This is a genomic window from Sulfitobacter sp. W027 (assembly GCF_025143985.1).
Taxonomy (GTDB): domain Bacteria; phylum Pseudomonadota; class Alphaproteobacteria; order Rhodobacterales; family Rhodobacteraceae; genus Sulfitobacter.
This window is the reverse complement of the sequence record NZ_CP083564.1, coordinates 149,330-171,276: the sequence shown is the minus strand read 5'-3', so window position 1 is coordinate 171,276 and position 21,947 is coordinate 149,330. Positions and strand designations below refer to the sequence as shown.

The 21,947-nt window shown below is 60.3% G+C and carries 23 protein-coding genes; 12 read left to right on the top strand and 11 right to left on the bottom strand.

Going from position 1 to position 21,947, the window contains the following annotated elements:
• The first annotated feature begins 53 nt into the window (after positions 1-53).
• The 3 genes from K3759_RS00815 to K3759_RS00805 all read left to right on the top strand — a co-directional run bounded on the left by K3759_RS00815 (position 54) and on the right by K3759_RS00805 (position 3,612).
• Positions 54-1,316, top strand: coding sequence for an Hsp70 family protein (locus K3759_RS00815; RefSeq protein ID WP_259983695.1), 1,263 nt, complete (start codon positions 54-56; stop codon positions 1,314-1,316).
• Between the two features lie 472 nt (positions 1,317-1,788).
• Positions 1,789-2,634 carry a formate/nitrite transporter family protein gene (locus tag K3759_RS00810; protein ID WP_259983694.1) on the top strand — a complete coding sequence of 282 codons (846 nt, stop codon included), beginning with the start codon at positions 1,789-1,791 and terminating at the stop codon, positions 2,632-2,634.
• A 48-nt stretch (positions 2,635-2,682) separates the two neighbouring features.
• Positions 2,683-3,612, top strand: coding sequence for a YihY/virulence factor BrkB family protein (locus K3759_RS00805; protein WP_259983692.1), 930 nt, complete (start codon positions 2,683-2,685; stop codon positions 3,610-3,612).
• 3 nt (positions 3,613-3,615) lie between these two features.
• On the opposite strand, the gene K3759_RS00800 is transcribed toward K3759_RS00805, so the two are convergent.
• Entirely contained in the window at positions 3,616-4,344 is a 729-nt protein-coding gene (locus tag K3759_RS00800; RefSeq protein ID WP_259983690.1) for a Crp/Fnr family transcriptional regulator, read from the bottom strand.
• Between the two features lie 88 nt (positions 4,345-4,432).
• Here K3759_RS00800 and K3759_RS00795 point away from each other — a divergent pair, with 88 nt between their 5' ends.
• The gene (locus K3759_RS00795) at positions 4,433-4,804 is read left to right on the top strand and encodes a hypothetical protein (protein WP_259983688.1); all 372 of its coding nucleotides are present in this window, start codon (positions 4,433-4,435) and stop codon (positions 4,802-4,804) included.
• On the opposite strand, the gene K3759_RS00790 is transcribed toward K3759_RS00795, so the two are convergent.
• From K3759_RS00790 to K3759_RS00780, 3 genes are all read right to left on the bottom strand, one after another.
• Entirely contained in the window at positions 4,755-5,090 is a 336-nt protein-coding gene (locus K3759_RS00790; protein WP_259983686.1) for a phage holin family protein, read from the bottom strand. The genes K3759_RS00795 and K3759_RS00790 overlap by 50 nt on opposite strands.
• A 16-nt stretch (positions 5,091-5,106) precedes the next feature.
• Positions 5,107-5,412: a YqjD family protein gene (locus tag K3759_RS00785; RefSeq protein ID WP_259983684.1), complete on the bottom strand. Its 306-nt coding sequence runs from the start codon at positions 5,410-5,412 to the stop codon at positions 5,107-5,109.
• 106 nt (positions 5,413-5,518) lie between these two features.
• Positions 5,519-6,328: a response regulator gene (locus K3759_RS00780; RefSeq protein ID WP_259983682.1), complete on the bottom strand. Its 810-nt coding sequence runs from the start codon at positions 6,326-6,328 to the stop codon at positions 5,519-5,521.
• Between the two features lie 94 nt (positions 6,329-6,422).
• Here K3759_RS00780 and K3759_RS00775 point away from each other — a divergent pair, with 94 nt between their 5' ends.
• The 4 genes from K3759_RS00775 to K3759_RS00760 all read left to right on the top strand — a co-directional run bounded on the left by K3759_RS00775 (position 6,423) and on the right by K3759_RS00760 (position 9,183).
• A complete protein-coding gene (locus K3759_RS00775) occupies positions 6,423-6,593 on the top strand; it encodes a NepR family anti-sigma factor (protein WP_201722086.1) in 171 nt (56 codons plus the stop codon).
• A complete protein-coding gene (locus K3759_RS00770) occupies positions 6,593-7,150 on the top strand; it encodes an RNA polymerase sigma factor (protein WP_259983680.1) in 558 nt (185 codons plus the stop codon). Before K3759_RS00775 ends, K3759_RS00770 begins: the two co-directional genes overlap by 1 nt.
• A gap of 2 nt (positions 7,151-7,152) precedes the next feature.
• Entirely contained in the window at positions 7,153-8,877 is a 1,725-nt protein-coding gene (locus tag K3759_RS00765; RefSeq protein ID WP_259983679.1) for a sensor histidine kinase, read from the top strand.
• 138 nt (positions 8,878-9,015) lie between these two features.
• Complete coding sequence (locus tag K3759_RS00760; RefSeq protein WP_259983677.1) at positions 9,016-9,183, top strand: hypothetical protein; 168 nt, start codon at positions 9,016-9,018, stop codon at positions 9,181-9,183.
• A gap of 66 nt (positions 9,184-9,249) precedes the next feature.
• Here K3759_RS00760 and K3759_RS00755 read toward each other — a convergent pair whose 3' ends face one another.
• Complete coding sequence (locus K3759_RS00755) at positions 9,250-9,801, bottom strand: cupin domain-containing protein (RefSeq protein WP_259985684.1); 552 nt, start codon at positions 9,799-9,801, stop codon at positions 9,250-9,252.
• A 183-nt stretch (positions 9,802-9,984) separates the two neighbouring features.
• On the opposite strand from K3759_RS00755, the gene gabT reads away from it, so the two are divergent.
• The 4 genes from gabT (at position 9,985) to K3759_RS00735 (ending at position 14,773) form a co-directional block, all read left to right on the top strand.
• Complete coding sequence (gene gabT / locus K3759_RS00750) at positions 9,985-11,385, top strand: 4-aminobutyrate--2-oxoglutarate transaminase (RefSeq protein WP_259983676.1); 1,401 nt, start codon at positions 9,985-9,987, stop codon at positions 11,383-11,385.
• 232 nt (positions 11,386-11,617) lie between these two features.
• Complete coding sequence (locus K3759_RS00745; RefSeq protein ID WP_259985683.1) at positions 11,618-12,607, top strand: P1 family peptidase; 990 nt, start codon at positions 11,618-11,620, stop codon at positions 12,605-12,607.
• Complete coding sequence (locus tag K3759_RS00740) at positions 12,600-13,409, top strand: alpha/beta fold hydrolase (protein WP_259983674.1); 810 nt, start codon at positions 12,600-12,602, stop codon at positions 13,407-13,409. Before K3759_RS00745 ends, K3759_RS00740 begins: the two co-directional genes overlap by 8 nt.
• Positions 13,406-14,773 (top strand): tetratricopeptide repeat protein, encoded by a 1,368-nt coding sequence (locus K3759_RS00735; RefSeq protein ID WP_259983672.1) that lies wholly within the window; start codon positions 13,406-13,408, stop codon positions 14,771-14,773. The genes K3759_RS00740 and K3759_RS00735 overlap by 4 nt, the downstream gene beginning before the upstream one ends.
• Positions 14,774-14,776: 3 nt before the next feature.
• Here the strand turns inward: K3759_RS00735 and maiA are convergent, their stop codons facing one another.
• From maiA to hemC, 6 genes are all read right to left on the bottom strand, one after another.
• On the bottom strand, positions 14,777-15,424 hold the full coding sequence (gene maiA, locus K3759_RS00730; RefSeq protein WP_259983670.1) for a maleylacetoacetate isomerase: 648 nt from the start codon (positions 15,422-15,424) through the stop codon (positions 14,777-14,779).
• Entirely contained in the window at positions 15,421-16,110 is a 690-nt protein-coding gene (locus K3759_RS00725) for a fumarylacetoacetate hydrolase family protein (protein WP_259983669.1), read from the bottom strand. The genes maiA and K3759_RS00725 overlap by 4 nt, the downstream gene beginning before the upstream one ends.
• Before the next feature lie 96 nt (positions 16,111-16,206).
• Positions 16,207-17,916, bottom strand: a complete 1,710-nt coding sequence (locus tag K3759_RS00720) for a hydantoinase B/oxoprolinase family protein (protein ID WP_259983667.1) — start codon at positions 17,914-17,916, stop codon at positions 16,207-16,209.
• Between the two features lie 4 nt (positions 17,917-17,920).
• Positions 17,921-19,996: a hydantoinase/oxoprolinase family protein gene (locus K3759_RS00715; protein WP_259983665.1), complete on the bottom strand. Its 2,076-nt coding sequence runs from the start codon at positions 19,994-19,996 to the stop codon at positions 17,921-17,923.
• 62 nt (positions 19,997-20,058) lie between these two features.
• Positions 20,059-20,991: a LysR family transcriptional regulator gene (locus K3759_RS00710; protein ID WP_259983663.1), complete on the bottom strand. Its 933-nt coding sequence runs from the start codon at positions 20,989-20,991 to the stop codon at positions 20,059-20,061.
• Positions 20,988-21,935 carry a hydroxymethylbilane synthase gene (gene hemC / locus K3759_RS00705; RefSeq protein ID WP_259983660.1) on the bottom strand — a complete coding sequence of 316 codons (948 nt, stop codon included), beginning with the start codon at positions 21,933-21,935 and terminating at the stop codon, positions 20,988-20,990. Before hemC ends, K3759_RS00710 begins: the two co-directional genes overlap by 4 nt.
• Between the last annotated feature and the right edge of the window lie 12 nt (positions 21,936-21,947).

The following is a 21,947-nucleotide window of genomic DNA, read 5'->3' as shown; positions in this document are numbered from 1 at the left end:
TTGCACGGGCAGCGCGCATCGCGCCGGCTGTGAAATGGCAACAGGAGAACGCCATGGCGACGCTGGGGATTGATTTCGGAACGTCCAACACCGCTGCTGGCATTGCAGTCAACGGCACCCCACAGCTGATCGCGTTGGAAGCCGATGCCCAGACCCTGCCGACGGCAGTGTTTTTCGACTTTGAGGCGCAGGAAATGCGGATCGGTGCTGCGGCTTCTGATGCGCTGCTGACCGGGGTTGAGGGGCGCTATATGCGCGGGCTGAAAAGCCTGCTTGGCACCCGGCTGATGCGCGAACGGCGGGTGCTTTTGGGCGAAAGGCTGGATTTTATCGATATCGTCGCGCGTTTTCTGTCCACAGTAAAGTCACGGGCAGAGGCGGCAACGGGTACGACATTTGACGCGGCGCTCTCGGGCCGCCCGGTGCGCTTTCACTCGGCTGACGCGGCACGCGATGCGCAAGCGTTGGAAGACCTCCGCGAAGCCTATGACCGGGCCGGATTTGACCGCGTAGATTTCATGAACGAGCCCGAAGCCGCCGCGCTTGCCAACCGCGATGCGTTGCAGCCGGGCGATCTGGGTCTGGTCGTCGATATCGGCGGCGGCACTTCGGACTTCACGCTGTTCCGCCAGCGCGGCAATGATGAGATCGACATTTTAGGAAGCCACGGCATCCGGCTTGGCGGGACAGATTTTGACCGCTGGCTGTCCATCGGACGGGTGATGCCGCAACTCGGTATGGGCAGCGAAATTCGCCATGCTTTCGGGGGTGACACCCACCTCGCGCCCAATGCGATCTTCAACGATCTCGCCACATGGGCGAAAATTCCGTTTCTCTATGGCCCTGACACCCGCAAGGCGGCTGCGGAACTGCATAAGTTCGCCGAACATCCCAAGCGTTTGGCCCGATTGGTAAAAGTGCTTGATGAAGAACTTGGCCATGACCTCGCTTTTGCCGTTGAAGCAGGGAAAATCCGCGCCAACGGCGCAGGTGTCGATGGGGATGCGGAGCCGGTGATCGACGTGTCGATGCTGAAACCCCGCGCCGCCCTGCCCCTGCCCCGCGACTGGATGCGCAAGCGGCTGTCAAAGCTGGCCGCGCAGATGGGGGATGCGGCAGAGACGACCCTGCAAAACGCGGGCATCGCGCCCGAAGCAGTGGACCGCCTGATATTTGTCGGCGGGTCGAGCCTGATGGAGGTGGTCGAAGCCGCTTTGCGGGCGCGTTTCCCTCGGGCGGAAGTGCATCGTGGGGCGGCACTGACGGCGATTGTTGAAGGGCTGGCGCTGAGCAGTGGTGGGGTTGAACGCGGGTGATCCCTCCGGGTGAGAGGGTGGGATCGGTATTTAAGAAAGGATGAAGATAAAGGGGGTTGTCCTTTAGTTGGTGAGGGGGTGGCTCTCGGGATGGACTGGTTTGGAGGGCAATGGTGACGTTGGGGCGTCGGCCATCGCAGCCTAGATTGCGCGGGGTATCGTTTGCGCCACTGTCGCGTCGCGGCAAGACTGAGTTCGTTCAGTTCATAATCGGACGTTAGTTGGCCGGTGCGCAGAACGTCTAAGAGATCTGGGAGCATGCTGCGCGACTGATCCGCGGGCGCTTATAAGGCAGTCTATTGCAATGCGCTTTTTATTCGGCAGGCATCAAGTGACGCTTCGTCATGGAGGCCGTAAATTGTTTGCTTGAGCCGTGAAATCAGTGCGCAGAACAGGCGAAGCGGGCTTTTTACTGTGCGCGGGGCCGCGGTGGGCTATGTTCATGATGTCCATGATTTTCAGGAAAACGCTGATGGCCCCATTGATCCAGAAAAAGCCCACCACTTCCGCCGTGCAGGAAGAGGCAGAAGAACGCTCTGTCAGTGAGGCAGCGGCGCTTTCGCCAAAGCTGATCTATGAGGTGATCCGGCGTGAGGGCCGCGATGAGTTGAACCGCACCAACCGGTCGCTGATCTGGTCGGGGATCTCTGCGGGGATGCTGATCAGCCTGTCGGTCTTGGGCGAAGCGATTTTTCGGACCTATTTGCCGGATGCTGAGTGGCGGTTCCTTCTTGAGAACCTCGGCTATTCCTTAGGCTTCATCGCGGTCATCATGGGCCGGATGCAGTTGTTTACCGAAAATACCATCACCACCGTTCTGCCACTGATGCAAGAGCGTAGCTGGTATGTCTTTGGCAGCCTCTTGCGGCTTTGGGGAGTGGTGCTGGGGGCGAATGTCATCGGTGCCTTCGCCGCAGCGGCGCTGTTTATTCATACGCCTGCAATTCCTGGGGAAATTCTGCCTGCCATCATTAGCTTGTCGGAACATGCCACCGGAATGCCTCCGTCTGAGGGGTTCTGGCGCGCTATTCCTGCGGGGGTGATCGTGGCGCTGATTGTCTGGATGCTGCCTGAGGCGGATGAGGCAGCGTTCTTCCTGATCCTGACCTTTACATGGCTCATTGCAGCGGGTGATTTTACACATATCGTTGCAGGCTCGGTCGAGATGGCCGCACTTATCCTGCATGGCGGCCTGGGGTTCCGTCAGGCGATCTTTGGCTTCTTCCTGCCGGTGCTTGTGGGCAACATCATCGGGGGCACCTTGGTCTTTACCCTTGTCGCTTGGGGACAGGTCCGCGACGATGTGGAGGATATATGACGCAAGGCGGTCCCGATTAAAGCCGGGTCCGGAGTGAAAGGATAGGCTTTGGTGCTGCGCAGACCTCCGACCCGACCGGCGATCTATTGGGATGCCTTCAAGGCGAGCTTGAAACAGGCGGCGGATGACAATCTTGCGCTGATCTCGGCTGGGGTGGCATTTTTCGCCATGCTGTCCCTGTTCCCGGCGCTGGCCGCGCTGATCGCGCTTTTGGGACTGATCTCAGACCCGGTGGTGGTGATTGCCCAGCTGGAGGATGTCCGCGGGCTGCTGCCGGCTGATGTCTATGACATAATCAATACACAGGTGACCGGTCTGGTCACTGCACGGGCTGATACGCTGGGCTGGGCTGGTATCTTGTCTTTGCTGGTGGCGCTTTGGTCGGCGCGGGCTGGTGTGGGCGCGATGGTGATCGGGCTGAATGCCGTTTATAACGAACGCAACCGCAACACGGCGAAGCACTACCTCCATGCGCTGCTGCTGACGGTCAGCCTTGTGGCTGTCGGGATCGTGGCGCTGTTGGCCGTGGTGGTCGCACCCATCATCCTAGCCTTTATCCCTCTGGGCCCTTTTGGCAACGCCGTGGCCGATCTGCTGCGCTGGACCGTGGCCACGGTGGTGCTGTTTGCCGGGGTTGGGGTGCTCTACCGCTTTGGTCCAAACCGACGTGCAGCGCGACTGCCCTGGCTGAGCAGCGGGGCGGTCTTGGCTGTTTTGTCTTGGGCGGTTCTGTCGATCGGGTTTTCCTATTACGTGGCCAACTTTGGGAATTATAATCAGGTCTATGGCTCTATCGGGGCCGTAATTGCGATGCTGGTATGGCTTTGGATCAGCAGCTTTTTGATCCTGTTTGGTGCAGCGCTGAACGCTCAGGTCGAACGGCGCACGCGGTCAGACAGCACAGTCGGCCCGGCCAAACCGCGCGGGCGTCGTGGGGCCGAGGCGGCGGATACCTATATCGACATTGCGGAGGAGTGACCGCTACAGCAGGGGGCGCTTTTGGCGGCCCTCGAGTGTGGTCATGCCCACTTTTGCTAAGGCGGCGAGGTTGTTGATCTGAAGCACCCTGTCGGACCATGAAAGCAACTGCCGCTCCTTCAAAGCGCTGAGCGTTTTATTCGTATGGACCACTGACAGGCCAAGAGCGTCGGCAAGATCCCGTTGCGAGTAGGGCAACGGCATCTGGTTGTGGGTGACCATGCCCAGCGATTGGCCCCGTTCGAATATCTTGACCATCGCCCAAGCGATGGCCTGTATCGCAGTGCGCTGGCCGATCGTGGCGAGGACTTCGCCCATGAAATGCTCTTCGATGGCGGCAAGCCACGTGATGTCGAAGGCGCGTTCGGGGTGGGACTTAAAGAAATTCCAAAACTCACTGCGGTTGAACACACAAAGGCGCATGTGAGTCCGGGCCTCGACCGAATGGCCCATCTCGCCCATGATGCCTGCCTGCAAGCCGATAAAATCACCGGGGAAGACAAAGCTGATGACCTGCCGATTGCCGTTCTCCAGCGTTTTGTCGCGGATGCCCATCCCGGTCAGCGCCGTGTAAAGCTGCGGCGAATTTGAGCCCTCAAGCAGGATCGGTGTGCCCGGCTCAACCGTCAATTCGCCAGACTTGAACTTCTCCATAAAGCTCAACTCTTCTTTCGACATCGGCAGGAAGGCATCTTTGCGTTGAAGGGGGCAATAGCGGCATTGTGTCGTCATCAGGAAAAGTTGCCCTCTTATGTCTTAGTTTAATGCACCCCTATGATACCGCCCGTAAAAACAGGCTTTTGCTCACCGGGGGAAGACCATGTCGATCTTGATCTACGAACCGGACCCGTTGGTCTGTTCAGACATAAATGAAACGCTTTCTAACGCCTTTCCGCAATCGCAAATTGACGTTTTGGAGGCATTCGACGTCAGCAAACTGGTAGAGAACATCAGCGATACTCGGCTCGCGGTCCTGTCGCTAAGGCAGGAACAGTTTCATCAGTATTTGCCAGAGTTGCGCAATTTACAGGTGTGGTTTCCGGTGATCTGTATCATGAGCGATAAGCCCCGTTTGACCGATACAGAGAAAGGGCTGAGGTTCATTACCCGCCCTTTTTCCAGCAGCACCTTGTTGAACGCTGTTAACGCCGCGCTTTCTGACCGGCAGTTATGCCAGCCAGAAATGCCATAACCAAATTTTTGAGCCCGTCATGTTCGGCTGAGGTTGGCTGTTCTTGCTGGGGCGCCTGACGCGCGGTGCTGCCGTCAGAGCCGGCCAGAGCGAGCATGAGAAACCCACCGCCAAAGTAAGCCGCGCCGAGGATCAGCGCGGCAGTAAGTGTTGTGGTCACGGTGATGAGGTAAAGCCAAGCTGCGAGGGTCAGGAACAGCAGACCTATTAGCAAAAAGATCGCAGCGCCGGCACTCAGCATAGCGGTGCGGACCGCGCGCCGCACGGACCCGCGCAGATGTTGCATCACCGATGTAAGCATCTTAGCGGCGTGCCGTCACGATACCGACAAGGAAGCCAAGTCCCGCTGCAATGCCAAGTGCAGTGCCGGGCTGGGCGTGCAGAAACTCTTCGGCCTGTTTTTGCGCTTCCATCGCTTTGGCACGTCCGGTTTCGGCAAAGTCGTTGGCCGCCGAGCGGGCGTTGTCGCGCATCTCTTCTGACTTGGCTTTGCCATATTCGCCCAAAGTTTCAGTCAGCGATGCGATGTCATTTTTGAGGAGCGCGATCTGGTTGGACAGATCGTCGATGGTCACCTCTTTTGCGGCAGCTGTCGTAGTCTTGGCCATGAGGGCCTCCTGAATGTTTGTGTGATGTTAGGCAGCGCGGGTGTCTGATGCAAAACATTCCCTGCGCGTAAATACTGCGCAGGGAGCTCTGTCATTCAAACCCGGTTCAGGCGTTGAGCGTTTCCGTCGAGGAAAAGAACATCGCTTGCGAAACTGCCGATACGACCTGGTCCACCGAATAGGGCTTGGAAATCAGGAAGGCGGGTTCGGGTTTGTCGCCGGTCAACAGGCGCTCAGGGAAGGCCGTGATAAAGATCACAGGACGCATGCCAAGCTCGTTCAGCAGGTCGTTCACCGCGTCGATACCCGATGAGTTGTCGGCCAACTGAATATCGGCGAGGATAAGGTCCGGCACATCGGCCTTGCCGAGTTTCACAGCCTCTTCGCGGGTGCGGGCGATGCCGGTAACGCGGTGGCCCATCTCTGCCACGATGGATTCAATGTCCATTGCGATGATGGCTTCGTCTTCGATAATCATCACCGAACCCGACGTGCTGTCGGCCATCTCGCGGTGGGCGATCTGGATCAACTCGTCTGCTTCAGCCTCATCAACACCGATGATCTTGGCGATTTCACCGTGGGAAAACCCTTCGATCGTGTGCAGCAAGAGCGCTTCGCGGCTGTTGTTGGTCAGGCTGGCAAGATGGCGCTGCGCCTTGGCCCGGGGACCGCTTTCACCTTCTTCCACAGGGGCGCCTGCGCTGGCCCAAATTCCATATAGAACTCTGAAAAGACCCGTCTTTGTGTCTACTCCGTCGAGCACCGAGCGATCAACCAAGATGGCTTCGAGGGCCGCCGCGGCGAATGTGTCACCACTAGTTTGGCTGCCTGTCATCGCCCGCGCGAACCGGCGAAGGTAGGGGATGTTGGCTCCCAGTTCATCGCTGATGCTGGTCTTTTGTGTCGCATCGTTCATCTAGTCGAATCCTTTTTTACTTTTCTTGGAACCAAACACGCTGACATTGTGTTTGGTTCCAGTATGCGTACATAATTATTTAAACGAGACGACGATGCCAGAGGTGATGTTAGTGAATTCAGGAAACAAGGACGAGCGCGAGCGCGTCATCGACGACAACCTTAAGCGTGTCTTCGATGAGACGCTCGACGAAGGCATCCCTGACCGTTTCAAGGATCTGCTTCAAAAGTTGAAGGAACAGGATTCAGAAAAAGGAACGTCATAATGACCCGTCCCGATCCGCGAGACGAGCTGGTAGAACATCTGCCGGCCATGCGGGCCTTTGCCATCAGCCTGACCCGCAATGGTGCAACGGCAGACGACATGGTGCAGGACACGTTGGTCAAGGCATGGACCAATATCGACAAGTTTCAGGTTGGCACCAATATGCGTGCGTGGCTCTTCACGATCCTGCGTAACACTTATTATTCCTCGCGCCGCAAAGCCAAACGCGAAGTGTCGGATGTCGATGGCGTTCTGACGGACGGTTTGGCCGAAAAGCCCGCGCACGATGGCCACATGCAGATGACCGATTTCCGCAAAGCGCTTGCTCTGTTGAAGGATGAGCAACGCGAAGCGCTGCTTCTTGTGGGGGCCTCTGGTTTCTCCTACGAAGAGGCTGCTGAAATGTGTGGCGTTGCCGTTGGCACCATCAAAAGCCGCACCAATCGGGCTCGCGCGCGCCTTGCCGAACTGCTTGGCCACCATGAAAATGAATCGCTTGAGATGACTGACGACGCAACTATGTCTGTCCTATCCGCCTCAAAAGTTTCTTCTTTCTAAATATGACATCTGGCTTCTTCAGCGGTGATCTGATGCGTGGGCTGACGATCCGTATTCTGCTGTTTCTGTCACTCGCGCTTTTGCCCATCGGGCTGATCGCGGTGGTACAGACACGGCAGATTGCGGATCAAAGTCGGCAAAGCGCGGAGCTATCGCTGATCGCCGTCACGGAACAAGCATCCGCGGCGGAACGCCGGGTGATCCAAGAGGCCTTTGGTGCCGCCGAAGCCTTGACCTCCATCGTGCGCCTGCGGCGGGATAACCCAGAGGAATGCACGGCGTTTCTGAAGGAGTACAAACAGGCCTCGGATATCTATTCACTCGTGGGATTTATCGGCCTTGATGGGCGGATGACTTGCTCTTCCACAGGGCAGAACCATGATTTTTCCGATGACAAAAACTTCCAATCATTGCTGAAAGCGCCGGTGCGCCGGGCGATGCCGGTTTTGCAGGGGGCCGTTAGCAATCAAGTAGTCACCTTGATCAACGCGCCGGTCTATGAAGAGCGCGAGCTAATTGGATTCATGGCCCTCAGCATCCCCGAAGATGCGATCAATGCGATCCGCGAGCCGAAGGGAAAGCACAGCAGCGTCGCGATGATGACCCTCAACAAAAAGGGTCATATCCTTACTACGGAAAATGGACTGGAAGTCGCAAAGAAGGAATATCCCAGCGATGTCGCCCTGTCGCTGCTGACCACCGCAGAGCCGAACGTATTCTTTTCGCACAACTCCGAAGGCCAAGAACGCGCCTATGCGATCGTGCCGATTGTGCCCGACACTGTTTTTGCGCTGAGCGCTTGGCCGAGCAACACCCCCTTTCTCGATACCGGCGTTTCCACACGGCTAAGTGCGCTTTTGCCCATCGTTATGTGGCTGGCGAGCCTTATCGTGGCCTTTTGGGCGTTGAACAGGTTGGCGATTAACCACATTCGCAAGCTTGGGCGGCAGATGCGCCGCTTCGCGCTGAACCGCACCTTGCCCCGTGGCACGCTCGGCCCCTCGGTGCCGACTGAATTGGTGGAGATGGAATCTGCCTTTGTCGGTATGGCGGAATCGATTTTGAGAGATGAGGCAACGCTGGAAGACAGCCTCCGCCAAAAGAACATCCTGCTAAAAGAGGTTCATCACCGGGTTAAAAATAACCTGCAGCTTATCTCTTCGATCATGAACATGCAGATCCGTCAGGCCAAGAGCGAGGACGCCCGCTTTGTCCTGCGGCGGCTGCAAGATCGGATCCTTAGCCTCGCCACTGTTCATAAAAACCTCTACCAAAACGACGATCTTGTACGGGTCAACGCGAGCGAGTTGCTGCGCGAGATCGTGGGTCAACTGCTGTCCGTGGGGCTTGCCTCAGGCTCTGGCGTGAAGGTTGAGCAGTCTTTTGAGGCGATCGACATTGACGCCGACGATGCCGCTCCATTGACCCTGCTGGTGTCCGAAGCGCTGACCAATGCGCTGAAATATGTCTCTACGGTCGAGCATGGCAAAGGGTTTATCTCGCTCAAGCTGATCTACACTGGCCCGGAACAGGCGATGCTTGAAGTGCGCAACACCATCGGCAACCCCGAAGAAGTGAAATCAGGCACCGGTCTGGGCTCGCGGCTGATCCTTGCCTTTACCCGGCAACTCAATGGCCAAGTGGAGGTAGAGACGACCGATGACGTATACCAAATACGGGTAAATTTCCCTGTCCCGAAGGACAGCAAGATCGTCTACGACTACTGACCCGGGAAACGGTCTGCGGAATCTTGCCGGAATCGTGGCCTGCGTGTCACAGACTCGTCATGAGCGAAAAATTAGTCGGAACCCTTTGCTCCGCGCGCGGTTGAGCACCTGAAACGCAGTGCAAAAAGGAATACGGAGATGCCCACTGAGCTATTTCTCGGCGGTCTGACCATCCTGACCTTAGCAGCGGTCATCATCCTTGCCCTTACGACGGGCAGAAGGGAACTTCACCCGGATGAGGACCGTACCGGGCGCGACGAGCAGCAACCGGAGACCCAGAGGTCGAACTACCGGTCAGACTACTAAGACCTGACACCCTATCGACCGCCCCGAGCAGAACGCTCGGGGCGGTCGATATTTATAAGGGCGGTATTAGAAACTTGGGGGTGTGCAGGCGCTGACGATCTCGCACAGCTCATCACTGATATTGCGGAACCGATGCGGTAAACGGCTGTCGAAGAGATAGCCATCCCCGGATTGCAGCAAGCTTACCGCGCCATCGACCGTCACCTCGATACTCCCGCGCACCACCACACCGGCTTCTTCGCCATCGTGGCTTAGAAACTCCGGCCCGGTATCCGCGCCGGGCTCGTAGGTTTCATGCAGCACCTGAAGCGCGTGATGCGCCGCATTGCCCAGTTGACGCAGTGACACGCCACCTTGGTGACTTGGCGAAATCTCGGTCAATTCCTGCGCGCGGTAGAACACTTTGGCGCTGTCGTCTTCTTCAAGGATCGAGAAGAACTCCGCCATGCTGATGGGAATCGCATCCAATAGGCTTTTTAACGAGGCGACAGACGGACTGGTCCGGTTCTTTTCGATCAGCGATATCGTGCCATTAGTGAGCCCCGCCTTGGCCGCAAGTTCACGCTGCGATAGCCCATGTTTCTTGCGGATCGCTCTGAGTTTTTCGCCGACGTTCAATGACTTGTCCTTTGTGGGCGCCATCGCCTTCGCCGGATGGCCATTGCGATGGATCAACTGATGCTCATGGGAATTGTTAAATAGTGGCTGCGATGGCGATTGACAATTATATTAAACAGAATATGGATTTTTTAAACGACCTGACACACTAGCCCTCCTTCTTCCCAATAAGGTATCTGTTCCATGTCCAGCACCGCCAAGAAATCGACCCGGAAGTCCGCCGGCAAAGCTAAGGCAGCACCGCAAATGACCGTAGTCGAAGCCAACCCCGCAACTCAATCCAACGGTCAGACCAACACCGAACTCGTCGCCCGCCGCGACGCCGCCGTGCCGCGCGGTGTTGCCTCTGCCGCGCCGATCTATGCGAAATACGCAGAGAATGCCGAGCTGTGGGACGTGGAAGGCAACCGCTACATCGATTTCGTCGGCGGCATCGGCGTGTTGAACACCGGCCATCGCCACCCGAAAGTAGTCGAAGCTGCTAAGGCGCAGGAAGACCACTACACCCACACCAGCTTTCAGGTCGTGCCCTACGGCCCTTACGTCGAACTGGCGGAAAAGCTGAACGCGCTCGCCCCCGGTGACGCGCCCAAGAAGACGCTGCTGGTCACCACCGGTGCCGAAGCCGTTGAGAACGCAGTGAAAATCGCCCGCGCCGCGACCGGCCGTCCGGGCATCATCGCCTTCACCGGCGGCTATCATGGTCGCACCCTGCTGACGCTGGGCATGACCGGCAAGGTCACGCCCTACAAAAAAGACGTGGGCCCCTTCCCGGCGGATGTCTTCCGCGCGCCCTTCCCGTCGGTCCGTGACGGCATCACCGTGCAGGATGCGCTGACCGGGCTGAAGAACCTCTTCCTGACCGATGCCCAGCCCGAACGCGTGGCCGCGATTATCATCGAGCCGGTCTTGGGCGAAGGCGGCTATACCCCGGTGCCCTTCGACATGATGCTAGAGCTGCGCGCGATCTGTGACCAGCACGGCATTCTGTTGATCGCTGACGAAGTTCAGGCAGGCTTTGGCCGCACCGGCACATGGTTCGCAATTGAGCATTCCGGCGTCGTGCCAGACCTGATCACCGTGGCCAAATCCATGGCGGGCGGCTATCCGTTGGCCGGCGTGATTGGCCGCGCCGATGTGATGGACGCGATGGCCCCCGGCGGCTTGGGCGGCACCTACGGCGGCAACCCGGTGGCTTGCGCCGCAGCTCTGGCGGCGATTGAAGCGATCGAAGACGAAGGTCTGCTGGCCCGGTCGACCGCGATGGGCGAAACGCTCAAAGCCCGCTTTGCCGAGATTGGCGAGCGTTCCGCGCCTTTCCGTTTCTGGGATATCCGTGGCCTTGGTGCGATGGTCGCCGTTGAATTTGTGACCGATTTCGACAGCGCCAAGCCTGACGCGGATTTCACCAAACGTGTCATTGCCCATGCTCTAAAGCGCGGCCTGCTGCTGCTGAGCTGTGGCATGCATGGCAACGCCGTGCGTGTCATGGTGCCGCTGACCGCATCCGACGCCATCGTCGAAGAAGGTCTGGCGATCTTTGAAGAGGCGGTCGCCGCCGCCGTCGCCGAAGAGCAAAAGTAAACCAACGGCCATGCCGAATGGATTGGGCGCGCGGGGCAACCTGCGCGCCCTTTTTTGCGGCCTATGCTGAGCACTCTCGTCGCCTGCCGTTACCGGGTCTTGGCATCCGCTGGGGAAGCGCGCAAACTCCGCGCGAAATCAATGCCGGAGTGACGATGCCACTGCTAGACCCCTCGCCCATTTGCACCAGTACGGGGATGTTTCACGTGAAGAGCCTGACATGAGCGCCCCGATGCGCCCCGGCCCCCGCAACCTGATCACCGATGTGACGGGGATCAAGGTGGGCAATGCGCAGGACGCGCGGCTGAAATCCGGCAGCACCGTGCTGATCGGCGATGCGCCCTTCACGGCCTCTGTTCATGTCATGGGTGGTGCGCCGGGCACGCGCGAGACTGATTTGCTGGCCCCCGATAAAACCGTCGCGGCGGTGGATGCGCTGGTGCTCTCGGGCGGCTCTGCCTACGGGCTCGACGCCTGCTCAGGCGTGGTGGATGCGCTCCGTGCGCAGGGGCGTGGTTTTCGTGTGGGCGATGCGCTGATTCCGCTGGTGCCCGGTGCGATCCTGTTTGATTTGCTCAACGGCGGAGACAAGGAATGGGCGCAGAACCCCTATGTCGATCTGGGCCGCAAAGCCCTTGAGGCAGCGGGCAAGGAGTTCGAGATAGGCTCTGTCGGCGCGGGCACGGGCGCGCTCAGCGCGATGGTAAAAGGTGGTCTCGGCTCTGCCAGCCTACTGCTGCCCGATGGCAGCATGGTCGGCGCGTTGGTGGGGGCCAATCCGGTCGGTGCCGTCACCACGCCCGGTGACCGCTACTTCCACGCCGCCCCATTTGAGATCGACAGGGAGTTTGGCGGGCTGGGACCAGACCCTTCCACCGGTTTGGGCCTCACCCTTGAAAGCCGCAAGATGGCCGCCATGTCGGCCCGCGCCAATACCACCATCGCCATCGTCGCCACCGATGCCACGCTGACCAAAGCCGAATGCCAACGCGTCGCCGTTGCCGCCCATGACGGCATTGCCCGCGCTGTGGTGCCAGCACATATGCCCAATGACGGCGATCTGGTCTTTTCCCTCTCGACCGCGGCGCGGCCTGCGGGCGATGTGGCGATGATCGGCCATGCCGCCGCCCTTTGCCTGTCACGCGCCATCGGCCGCGCGATCTATGCAGCCACCCCTGCCGGAGGGGATCTTCTGCCTTGTTGGAGCACGCTGAATGCCTGATCTGCCCCTCTCCGATATCTCCTTCCATTACGAGGTCGACGGCAGCGGCCCGCCGCTTTTGATGCTGGCCGGGATGCTGAGCGACAGCGCGAGTTGGGGTGCACTGGCCCCTTTGCTTTCCGATCACTTCACCCTGATCCGGCCCGACAACCGCAGCACCGGGCGCACGACACCTTGGGACGCCGAAACCTCCGTCGCGCAGATGGCACGGGATGCGCTGGCCCTGATGGACCATCTGGGGCATGAGACCTTTCACGTTGTCGGCCATTCCATGGGCGGGCTGATGGCGATGGAGCTTTTTGGCTTAGCACCCGAGCGCATCCAAGCGCTCAGCATCCTCGCCTCCGCCCCGGTCCGTGCGCCGCGCACCATGGCGGTGTTCGACGCGCTGCTCGCCGTCCGCCACGCGCCGGAGGGGGAGCAGCTTTGGCTTCGCGCGCTTTACCCGTGGATTTTCGTCCCCGGTTTCTTCACCGATCCAGCCAATACAGACATCGCCCTCTCCGCCGCGCTGGCCTATCCCCATGCACAAAGTGCGGAAGCCATGGCCCATCAACTCGAAGCACTACGCGGTTTCCGCCCCACGGTCCGGCCCTTTGATCTGACCTGCCCGACCCAAGTGCTCCACGGGGCCGAAGACCTGCTGATCCCCCGCGCCGCCGCTGAAGAAGCTTTCGCGCAGATACCGAACGTGGTGCAGGCCACTCTGCCCGATGCGGGCCATTCGATCCATTGGGACGCAGCCCCTGCCGTCGCCCAATACCTGCGCCAATTTCACGACACCGCCGGAGACCCGAGATGACACAAGACCTTTACGGATTGGAAACGACAGCCAGCCGCCCGGAAACCCTGCAGGCGATCAATGATTTCATCCACGGTTTTCTGTCCTACCAGCCCAAAGCCGCAGGCATCATCGCCGCCGCCGATACCGACCCAGACTGCCCGCTGGTCAACGCCTACGCGGCCCTTTTGTGGATGTTTCTTGAGCATCCCATAGCGCCGTCAAAGGCGCGTCCCTATCTAGAACGCGCCAACGCCTCGAAAGTCGCAAACGCCCGTGAACAAGAAGTCATTCGCGTGGTGGGGCATTGGGTCGAGGGCGATGTGCCTGCCCTTCTAGCTGCCTGCGACACGCTCACTGACCAATGGCCGCGCGATCTGGCGATGCTGAAACTGGCGCAATACCATCTCTTCAACACCGGCGATGCCGCTGGCATGTTGCGCCTGGCGCTGAAATCCGTGCCCGAGGCCGAGGACATTGCCTATACCCACGGCATGATCGCATTTGGCTACGAGCAGTGCCACCTGCTCGACCGGGCCGAGGCCGCCGCCCGCCGTGCGATGGAGCTGCGCCATGATGAACCTTGGGCGCATCACGCGATGGCCCATGTGATGCTTACCCAAGGCCGCGTGGCCGAAGGCGCGCGCTTCATGGAAAGCGTGGCAGAGACTTGGAGCGATCTGAACTCCTTCATGCGCAGTCATAACTGGTGGCATCTGGCGCTCTTCTACCTGTCGCAAGGTCGCCATGACGACGTGCGCGCCGCCTATGACCAACACATCTGGGGGCTGGAGAAGGACTATTCCCAAGATCAGGTCGGCGCGGTGTCTCTATTGGCGCGAATGGAGTTTGCAGGCATTGATGTCGGAGACCGTTGGAGCGATGTAGCCGATCATGTAGCGGCCCGGGGGCAAGACACGGTCAGCCCCTTCCTGACACTGCAATACCTCTATGCCCTTTGCCGCACCGAACGACCCGAGGCGGCAGAGATGCTCACCGCAATAGAAGCCCGCGCCGCCGAAACTAACGCCTATGACCATGCCGCATGGGCCGAAGTCGCCCTGCCTGCCGCCCGTGGCATCGCCGCCCATGCCGAAGGGGATTGGAGCACCGCAATCCGCGAATTGGGCATGGCTCTGCCTCGGATGGCGGAATGCGGCGGCAGCCATGCCCAGCGCGATCTGTTTGAGCAGATCCATCTTGATGCACTGGTGCGTGATGGTCGGGCCTCTGCCGCGCAGCAGGCTTTGGAAATGCGCCGCACCTATGATCCCGACGGCGTGCCGCTGAACCTGATGCTGAGCGAAGTCTATGAAAAGACCGGCCTGCCTGACCTTGCCGCGCAGGCGCGTGCAAGGGCCGAGCGGACGTTGGCCAGTACCTAAGCGCTAGACCGCGTCGGGCTGGTTGGCCGGCACGGCGCGTTCCAATTCAGGGAGGGCCATGCAATTGGCGTGAATACGACGGATCGTCGGATAGGGGGTCATATCGACCTCAAAGCGGGCGTTGTTAAGCACCTGCGCGTATAGACAGAGGTCGGCCAGCCCCACCCTGTCGCCGTGGGAGAACTTGCCGGTTTCAGGTTCCTGCGAAAGCCGCGTTTCCAGTGCCGTCATCCCTGCGCTGGCCCAATGGCTAAACCACGCCGCCTTGGCGGGGGCATCTGCGCCAAACTCACCCTCAAGGTGCCGCAGCACCCGAAGATTGTTCACCGGGTGCACATCTTGCGCCACCAAATACGCCAGCGAGCGCACCCGCGCGCGGCCCCACGCGTCGGGCGGCAGAAGCGGCGGTTCGGGGAATGCCTCATCCAACCACTCAAGGATTGCCATTGATTGCGACAGCGGCCCCTGCCCCGTCACCAAGGTCGGCACCGCCCCCGAAGGGTTCAGCGCCAGATGTTCGGCCCCATGTTGTTCTCCGGCAAGCAAGGACAGCGGCACATAGTCATAGCGCAGCCCCTTGAGATTCAGCGCCGCCCGCACCCGGACCGAAGTCGAGGAGCGGAAGTAATTATACAGCGCCAGATCGCTCACGCGCGCGGGCCGACGGTAACCTCAAACTCAGCAATGCCATCGACGCCGCCAGTCAACACATCACCCGGCACCACGGCGCCAACCCCGGCTGGCGTGCCCGTCATGATGATATCGCCCGGCGCCAGTATGACTGCCCGTGAAAGGGTTGCGGTATGCTCGCGCACCGACCAGATCATCTGCGACAGATCGGCCTCTTGTTTCATCTCACCGTTTACGGCCAACCAGATGCGCCCTGTCTCAACCGAAGCAACATCTGCAATCGGCAAGATCGGTGCGATGGGCGCGGAATTATCAAACGCCTTAGACCAGTCCCACGGGCGGCCCATCTTCTTGGCTTGGGCCTGAAGATCACGGCGGGTAAAATCAATGCCCACGGAGGCCCCCCAGATGTGATCCATCACATCAGCTTCCGCGATATTCGCGCCACCCTTGCCGATGGCGATCACAAGCTCTGCCTCGAAATGAAAATCCTCCGTCAGCGGCGGATATGGCACGGTGCAGGGCGTATCAAGCGTGGCATCGGCAGGTTTGGTGAAAAAGAACGGCGGGTCACGCATATCATTGCCCATCTCAAGCACATGCGCTTCATAGTTACGGCCAACGCAAAAGACACGGCGCACCGGAAAACGGTCGTTGGTGCCTTGAACGGCAAGGCTGCTCTGCTTTGGGGGGTCAATCACATACATCACTGGGTTCCTCTTGGCATGTTGCGGCCAAGGAACACTCGCGCTTTGTAACAGTCAATGACCCCCGCGCCTATAAGGCCTTAAGCGGCAACTCTTTCACAGGTCCGCACCTTTGCGGATCGCTTCTTGTACCTCACGAATGTCCTCAGCGCTCAGCCCATAGTCCGCGGTAGCAACCTCTGCAGAGATATAGCCGCGCAGCAGATCGCGTTTGACTAGTTCCTTGGGGCGCTCAGACGCATCGCCGTATCCCGCGCCACCGGGGAAGGCCATCATCACCCGGCGGCCATGCGGCACGAACTGCTTGCCCTTGCCACGCATCGGGGTGCCGTCATCTTGGGCAATTGTTGTGGGTGCGCCAGGCTTGCCGCCCTGCCGCCCACGAGCGGGATGATCGACGCGGTCGAACATCGCCTGCATGTCGAACTCATGCCCCTCGCGGGCGCTGACCTCCATATACTGTCCCAGCCCGCCGCGCTGACGTCCTGCCCCGCCGCTGTCGGGCCGCAGTTCCTTACGCCAGATCACCACCGGTCCTGCATGTTCTGTGGCCTCAACCGGCATGGTCATCACGCCTGAAGGGAAAGCCGTGGCATTCAGCCCGTCATGTTCTGGCCGCGCACCCGAGCCGCCGGAGTTGAAGGTCAGCACCTCGGCGCGCCTTGCACCCTTGGGCGGTTGGGTATCCGTGCGGGGGCGCAGACTGACTTGGAAGTTGCACAGGCAGCCCGCACCTTCGGCCGGCACCAAGTTTGGCAAGATTTGATCGAGCGCGGCATAGACCGTATCCGGCACGAAATGCCCGACAATATGGCGCAGCGCGACTGGCGCGGGGTGTAGCGCATGAACGATCGTGTTCTCCGGCGCGGCGATCTCAAACGGGGCGAGCGAGGCCGCGTTATTGGGAATCTCCGGGGCGATAGCGCATTTCAGCGCGTAGCAGGCATAGGCCTTGGTATAGACCAATGGACAGTTGATGCCCTTTTTATCAATCCCCGAGGTGCCGGCGAAATCTGATAGGATGCGATCCTCCTCGATGCTTACCGTGACCTTAAGCGTGATCGGCGTGTCGAAACCGTCAATCGTCATCTCCCCAGTGGCCCGCTGGCGCGGCAGCGCATTGATGCGCTCCAGCGTGGCGCGGCGGGAATTGTCGAGGATGAAGGCGGCGATACCTTCAAGATCTGCGAGGTCAAACTCCCCCATCATATCGACCAAACGGCGGTGGCCGATCTCGTTGCAGGTGGTCAACGCGTAGATGTCGCCAATCAGTTGATCCGGCTCGCGCACGTTGCCGCGGATGATCCGCACCAGTGTTGCGTCGACCTCGCCCGCATCGGCGAACTTCATGATCGGCAGATAGAGGCCTTCTTCATAGACACTCGCTGCATCCGCGCCAAAACCGCGCCCACCAATGTCTACGATATGCGCGGTGCAGGCGAAAAACCCGACCAGCTTGCCGCGATGAAAGGACGGCGTGACCATGGTGATGTCATGCAGATGGCCTGTCCCCTCCCAAGGGTCGTTGGTGATATAGACATCGCCTTCGCGGATGTTCTGCCGCCCAATGCGGCGGATAAAATGCGCCACCGCGTCAGCCATGGCGTTGACGTGTCCGGGCGTGCCGGTGACCGCCTGCGCCAGCATCCGGCCCTCGGTGTCATAGACGCCCGCCGAGAGATCGCCCGCCTCGCGCACCGAGGTTGAAAAGGCGGTGCGCACCAGCGCCTGCGCCTGTTCCTCGACGACCGAGATCAGCCGGTTCCACATGACCTGATAGGCGACGTTTGAATGTGTCTGTGCCATGGGCTTACCCTTTCACGGTGATGTCGATGCAGCCGTCCGGCTGGCAGATGGCTTGGCGCGACGCGGGGACAATGATCGTGGTCTCATCCTCAGTAATCGCAGCGGGGCCTTGGGTGGTGCTGCCCGGTGCCATTTCACCGCGCAGCACCACAGCCGCATCGCAATATTCGGCCAAGGCCGGGTCGAACATGCGCCTTGTGCTGGCCGCATTTGCTGCAGCGCCGGGGGTCGCGCCGGTGATCCGTGCCACTTGTTCAGGTGGGGTGGTGGCGTTGACCGCCCAAACGGTGATCTCGATGTCCAAGCCTTCGACGGTGCGGCCAAAGAGCTTGGCATAATCTGCCTCGAAGAGCGTCTCGAACCGCGCGGCATCTGGGTTCATCGCGTCATCTGCCCCGAGGATGATCGGGATCTCCCAGCCCTGCCCGCTGTAGCGCATGTAGACTTTGAATTCCGACAGGATCTTGGCCTTGGCATCGCAGTTGCGGACAAAACCGGTGGCTTCTTCTTGCAGCTCCGTCAGCAACACCTTGATGCGCGGCGCATCGAAATTCGAAAGTTTCATGTAGACCGAGCGGTTGGCCTCAAAGCTGAAAGGCGCGCGCAGGAAGCCGATGGCCGAGCCAACCCCGGCACCGGGCGGCACCAGCAGGCGTTCGACACCCAGTTTTTCACAGAGCCGCCCGGCATGGAGCGGCGCTGCCCCACCGAAAGCGATCATCGTGTATTCGCTAAGGTCCTCGCCGTTTTCGACCGCGTGAACACGGGCGGCATTGGCCATGTTCTCGTCCACCACCTCGGCCAGACCGAAGGCAGCGGTGGCGGCGTCCATGTCGATCTCCTTGCCAATTACGTCCTGCAACGCCCCTTCAGAGCTTGCGGTATCAAGCTTGATCGAGCCACCCGCGAAATTGTCAGGATCAAGCTTGCCCAGCACCAGATCGGCGTCCGTTACGGCAGGTTTCGCACCACCCCGACCGTAGCAAGCCGGTCCGGGCTCGGACCCCGCGCTTTCGGGCCCCACACGAATTTGTCGCATCGCATCGACATGGGCCAAAGAACCACCGCCTGCCCCAATCTCTACCATATCGATCACCGGGATCGAGATCGGCATGCCGGAGCCTTTCTTGAAACGGTAGGTCCGCGCCACTTCGAAGACCCGGCTGGTCTTGGGCGTCTGGTTTTTGATCAAGCAGATTTTAGCCGTGGTGCCGCCCATATCAAAGCTCAGCACCTTGTCGAGCCCGTAGCGCGCGGCGATGTTCGCGGCAAAGACCGCCCCGCCCGCCGGGCCGGATTCCACCAGCCGCACCGGGAATTCGGCGGCGCTTTCGATCGAGATGATGCCGCCGCCCGAGTGCATCAGGAAGATGTTGCAAGAGACACCCTCCTCCTGCAGCCGCCCTTCGAGCCGCCCGAGGTAGGATTTCATCAGCGGTTTGATATAGGCATTGGCGACCACGGTGTTGAACCGCTCGTACTCGCGCATCTGCGGCGACACCTCGGCGGAGATCGAGACCATGACGCCGGGCAGCCGCTCCTCCAGCACCTCGCGGATCATGCGCTCATGCGTGTCGTTCAGATACGAATGGATCAGCCCCACCGCGACGCTCTCATAACCCGCTTCGGCGATGCGGTCCGCCAGCGCCTCGACCTCGGCCCGGTCGAGCGGCAAAAGTACGGCGCCGGTAGCATCGACGCGCTCTTCCACCGTGTAGCGCATCTGGCGCGGCAGCAGCGGTTCGGGCAGGTTGAGGTTCAAGTCATACTGCTCGAAGCGGCTTTCGGTGCGCATCTCGATCACGTCGCGGAAACCTTGGGTGGTGATCAGCGCCGTCTTGGCCCCGCGCCGCTCGATCAGCGCATTGGTAGCCAGCGTGGTGCCGTGGATGATCTGGGTCAGATCGTTGGGCGTGATCCCGGCCTTGGCGCAGACCTGATGCATCCCGTCGATGATCGCGTTCTCGGGCGCGGCATAGGTGGTCAGCACTTTGGTCGAGAAGCTCTCCCCGCCCTTTTCCAGCACCACGTCGGTGAAGGTGCCGCCGATGTCTACGCCCAGTCGAATGGTTGATGCCATGTCTCACTCCTCTTTGGGCGCAGGATAGGAGCGGGCGCAGCATCGTTGCAAATTATTATATTCTATGGGTGTGAAAGGTTTTTTCGATCCTCGGCCTCGAAGACCTGAGCGCAGTCACGGGCCAGCTCGGCGGCGCGGGTGACATAGGCGGGCGTGCGATCCGCGTGATAACGCGCGGCGACCTGCAGTGGGCGCGGATGCCATGCGGCGGGCAGAATACGCAGCGCCCCGTCGACCAAGGCGCCTGCCACCATAACACGCGGCATTACCGCCACGCCCATCCCGTCGAGCACCATGTTCATCGCCGCCGATAGGCTGCTAGACGGCACCAAACGGGCCTTGGTCGCGGTGGTGCCATCGAAATGACGGATCAGATCAGAATGCGCCTGCGTGTGCCGCGCATGGCCAAGCACCGGATGGCGCAGCATCGCGGCAAAATCGGGTGCGGGGCCAATCTGTGCGGCCAATTCAGGGGCGGCCACCCAGATATAGTCGTAGGTCGCCAAATCCACCTGCCCGCTCGCCGGGGTCGAGAAGGGCGCGGTTTGCAACGTCAGGTCAAGCGCATGGGCGGCGAGTTCTTGATCCAGATCACGCGATAGATCGACGGTAAGTTCGACGGTAAGATTGGGATAAGCCTCGGCCAGCGCGCGCAGAAAGGGGCGCAGCCATGTGCTGGCGACCACTTCGGTCACCCCAAGCCGCAGGCTGTCGTCGATCAGATCGGGCCGCGCGGCGGTTTCGACCAGAGCTTCGGCCTCCCGCAGCACACGGCGGGCTTGGGTCAGTAGGGCGGTGCCCTTTTCGGTCAGTCGGATCGACCCGGCATCGCGTTGCATCAACGTCACGCCCAAAGTCGCCTCGAGCCCTGATATCCGGGCCGAGATATTCGGCTGCGTGGTATTCAGATGCGCGGCGGCGCGGCGGAAGCTGCCAAGGTCGGCGACCCAGATCAGCGCTTCAAGCTGTTTTAGCGTGAAGAGATTGCCGATCATTCGCGCCAGTCGAAAAAGCCCGGACCCGCCTGCGCCAACAGCTTGCGCGCCATGTCTTCGCCCGCCGCCGCACCATCAGAGATGGTGCAGGTCACGTCATCGCCAATCGCGTCGGACCCGTCCGGGCGCAGCACTTGGCCGCGCAGGCGCATGTTGGTGCCGTTAAGTTCCGCCAGCCCGGCGATGGGTGTTTCGCAAGACCCGTCGAGCGTCGCTAGAAACGCGCGTTCGGCGGCCAGTTGTTCGCCCGTAGCAGGGTCATGGATCGCGGCCAACATGTCGGCGGCGCGGCTATCGTTATTGCGGCGCTCGACGCCAATGGCACCCTGCGCAATCGCTGGCAGCATGTCATCCGTATCGACGGAAGCCTTGGGCACCTCGTCCATCTTCAGGCGGTTTAGCCCCGCCATCGCAAGGAATGTCGCTTCGGCCACGCCGTCATCCAGCTTCTTCAAACGGGTTTGCAGGTTGCCGCGAAACTCGACCACTTCCAGATCGGGGCGACGCAGTTTCACCTGCGCCCGGCGACGCAGACTGGAGGTGCCGACAACCGCACCCTTCGGCAGGTCAGCGATGGATTTCAGGTGCGGCGAGATGAACGCATCGCGGCAATCTTCGCGCGGGAGATAGGTGTCGATCACCAGCCCACCGGGTTGCAACGTCGGCATGTCCTTCATCGAATGGACCGCGATGTCGATGGAGCCCTCAAGCAGCGCGGCCTCAATCTCGCGGGTGAAGAGCCCCTTCCCGCCAATCTCTTTAAGCGGGCGGTCGATGATCTTGTCGCCGGTGGTCTTAATCACGACGATGGTGAACGCCTCAAACGGCAGGTCAAAGGCGGCGGCGAGCCGGTCGCGCACCTCATTCGCTTGCGCGAGCGCCAGAAGCGATCCGCGTGTGCCGATGTTAAGGGGCTGAGCCGGGGTGGGGAGCTGATACGTCATGCCGCATCCCTA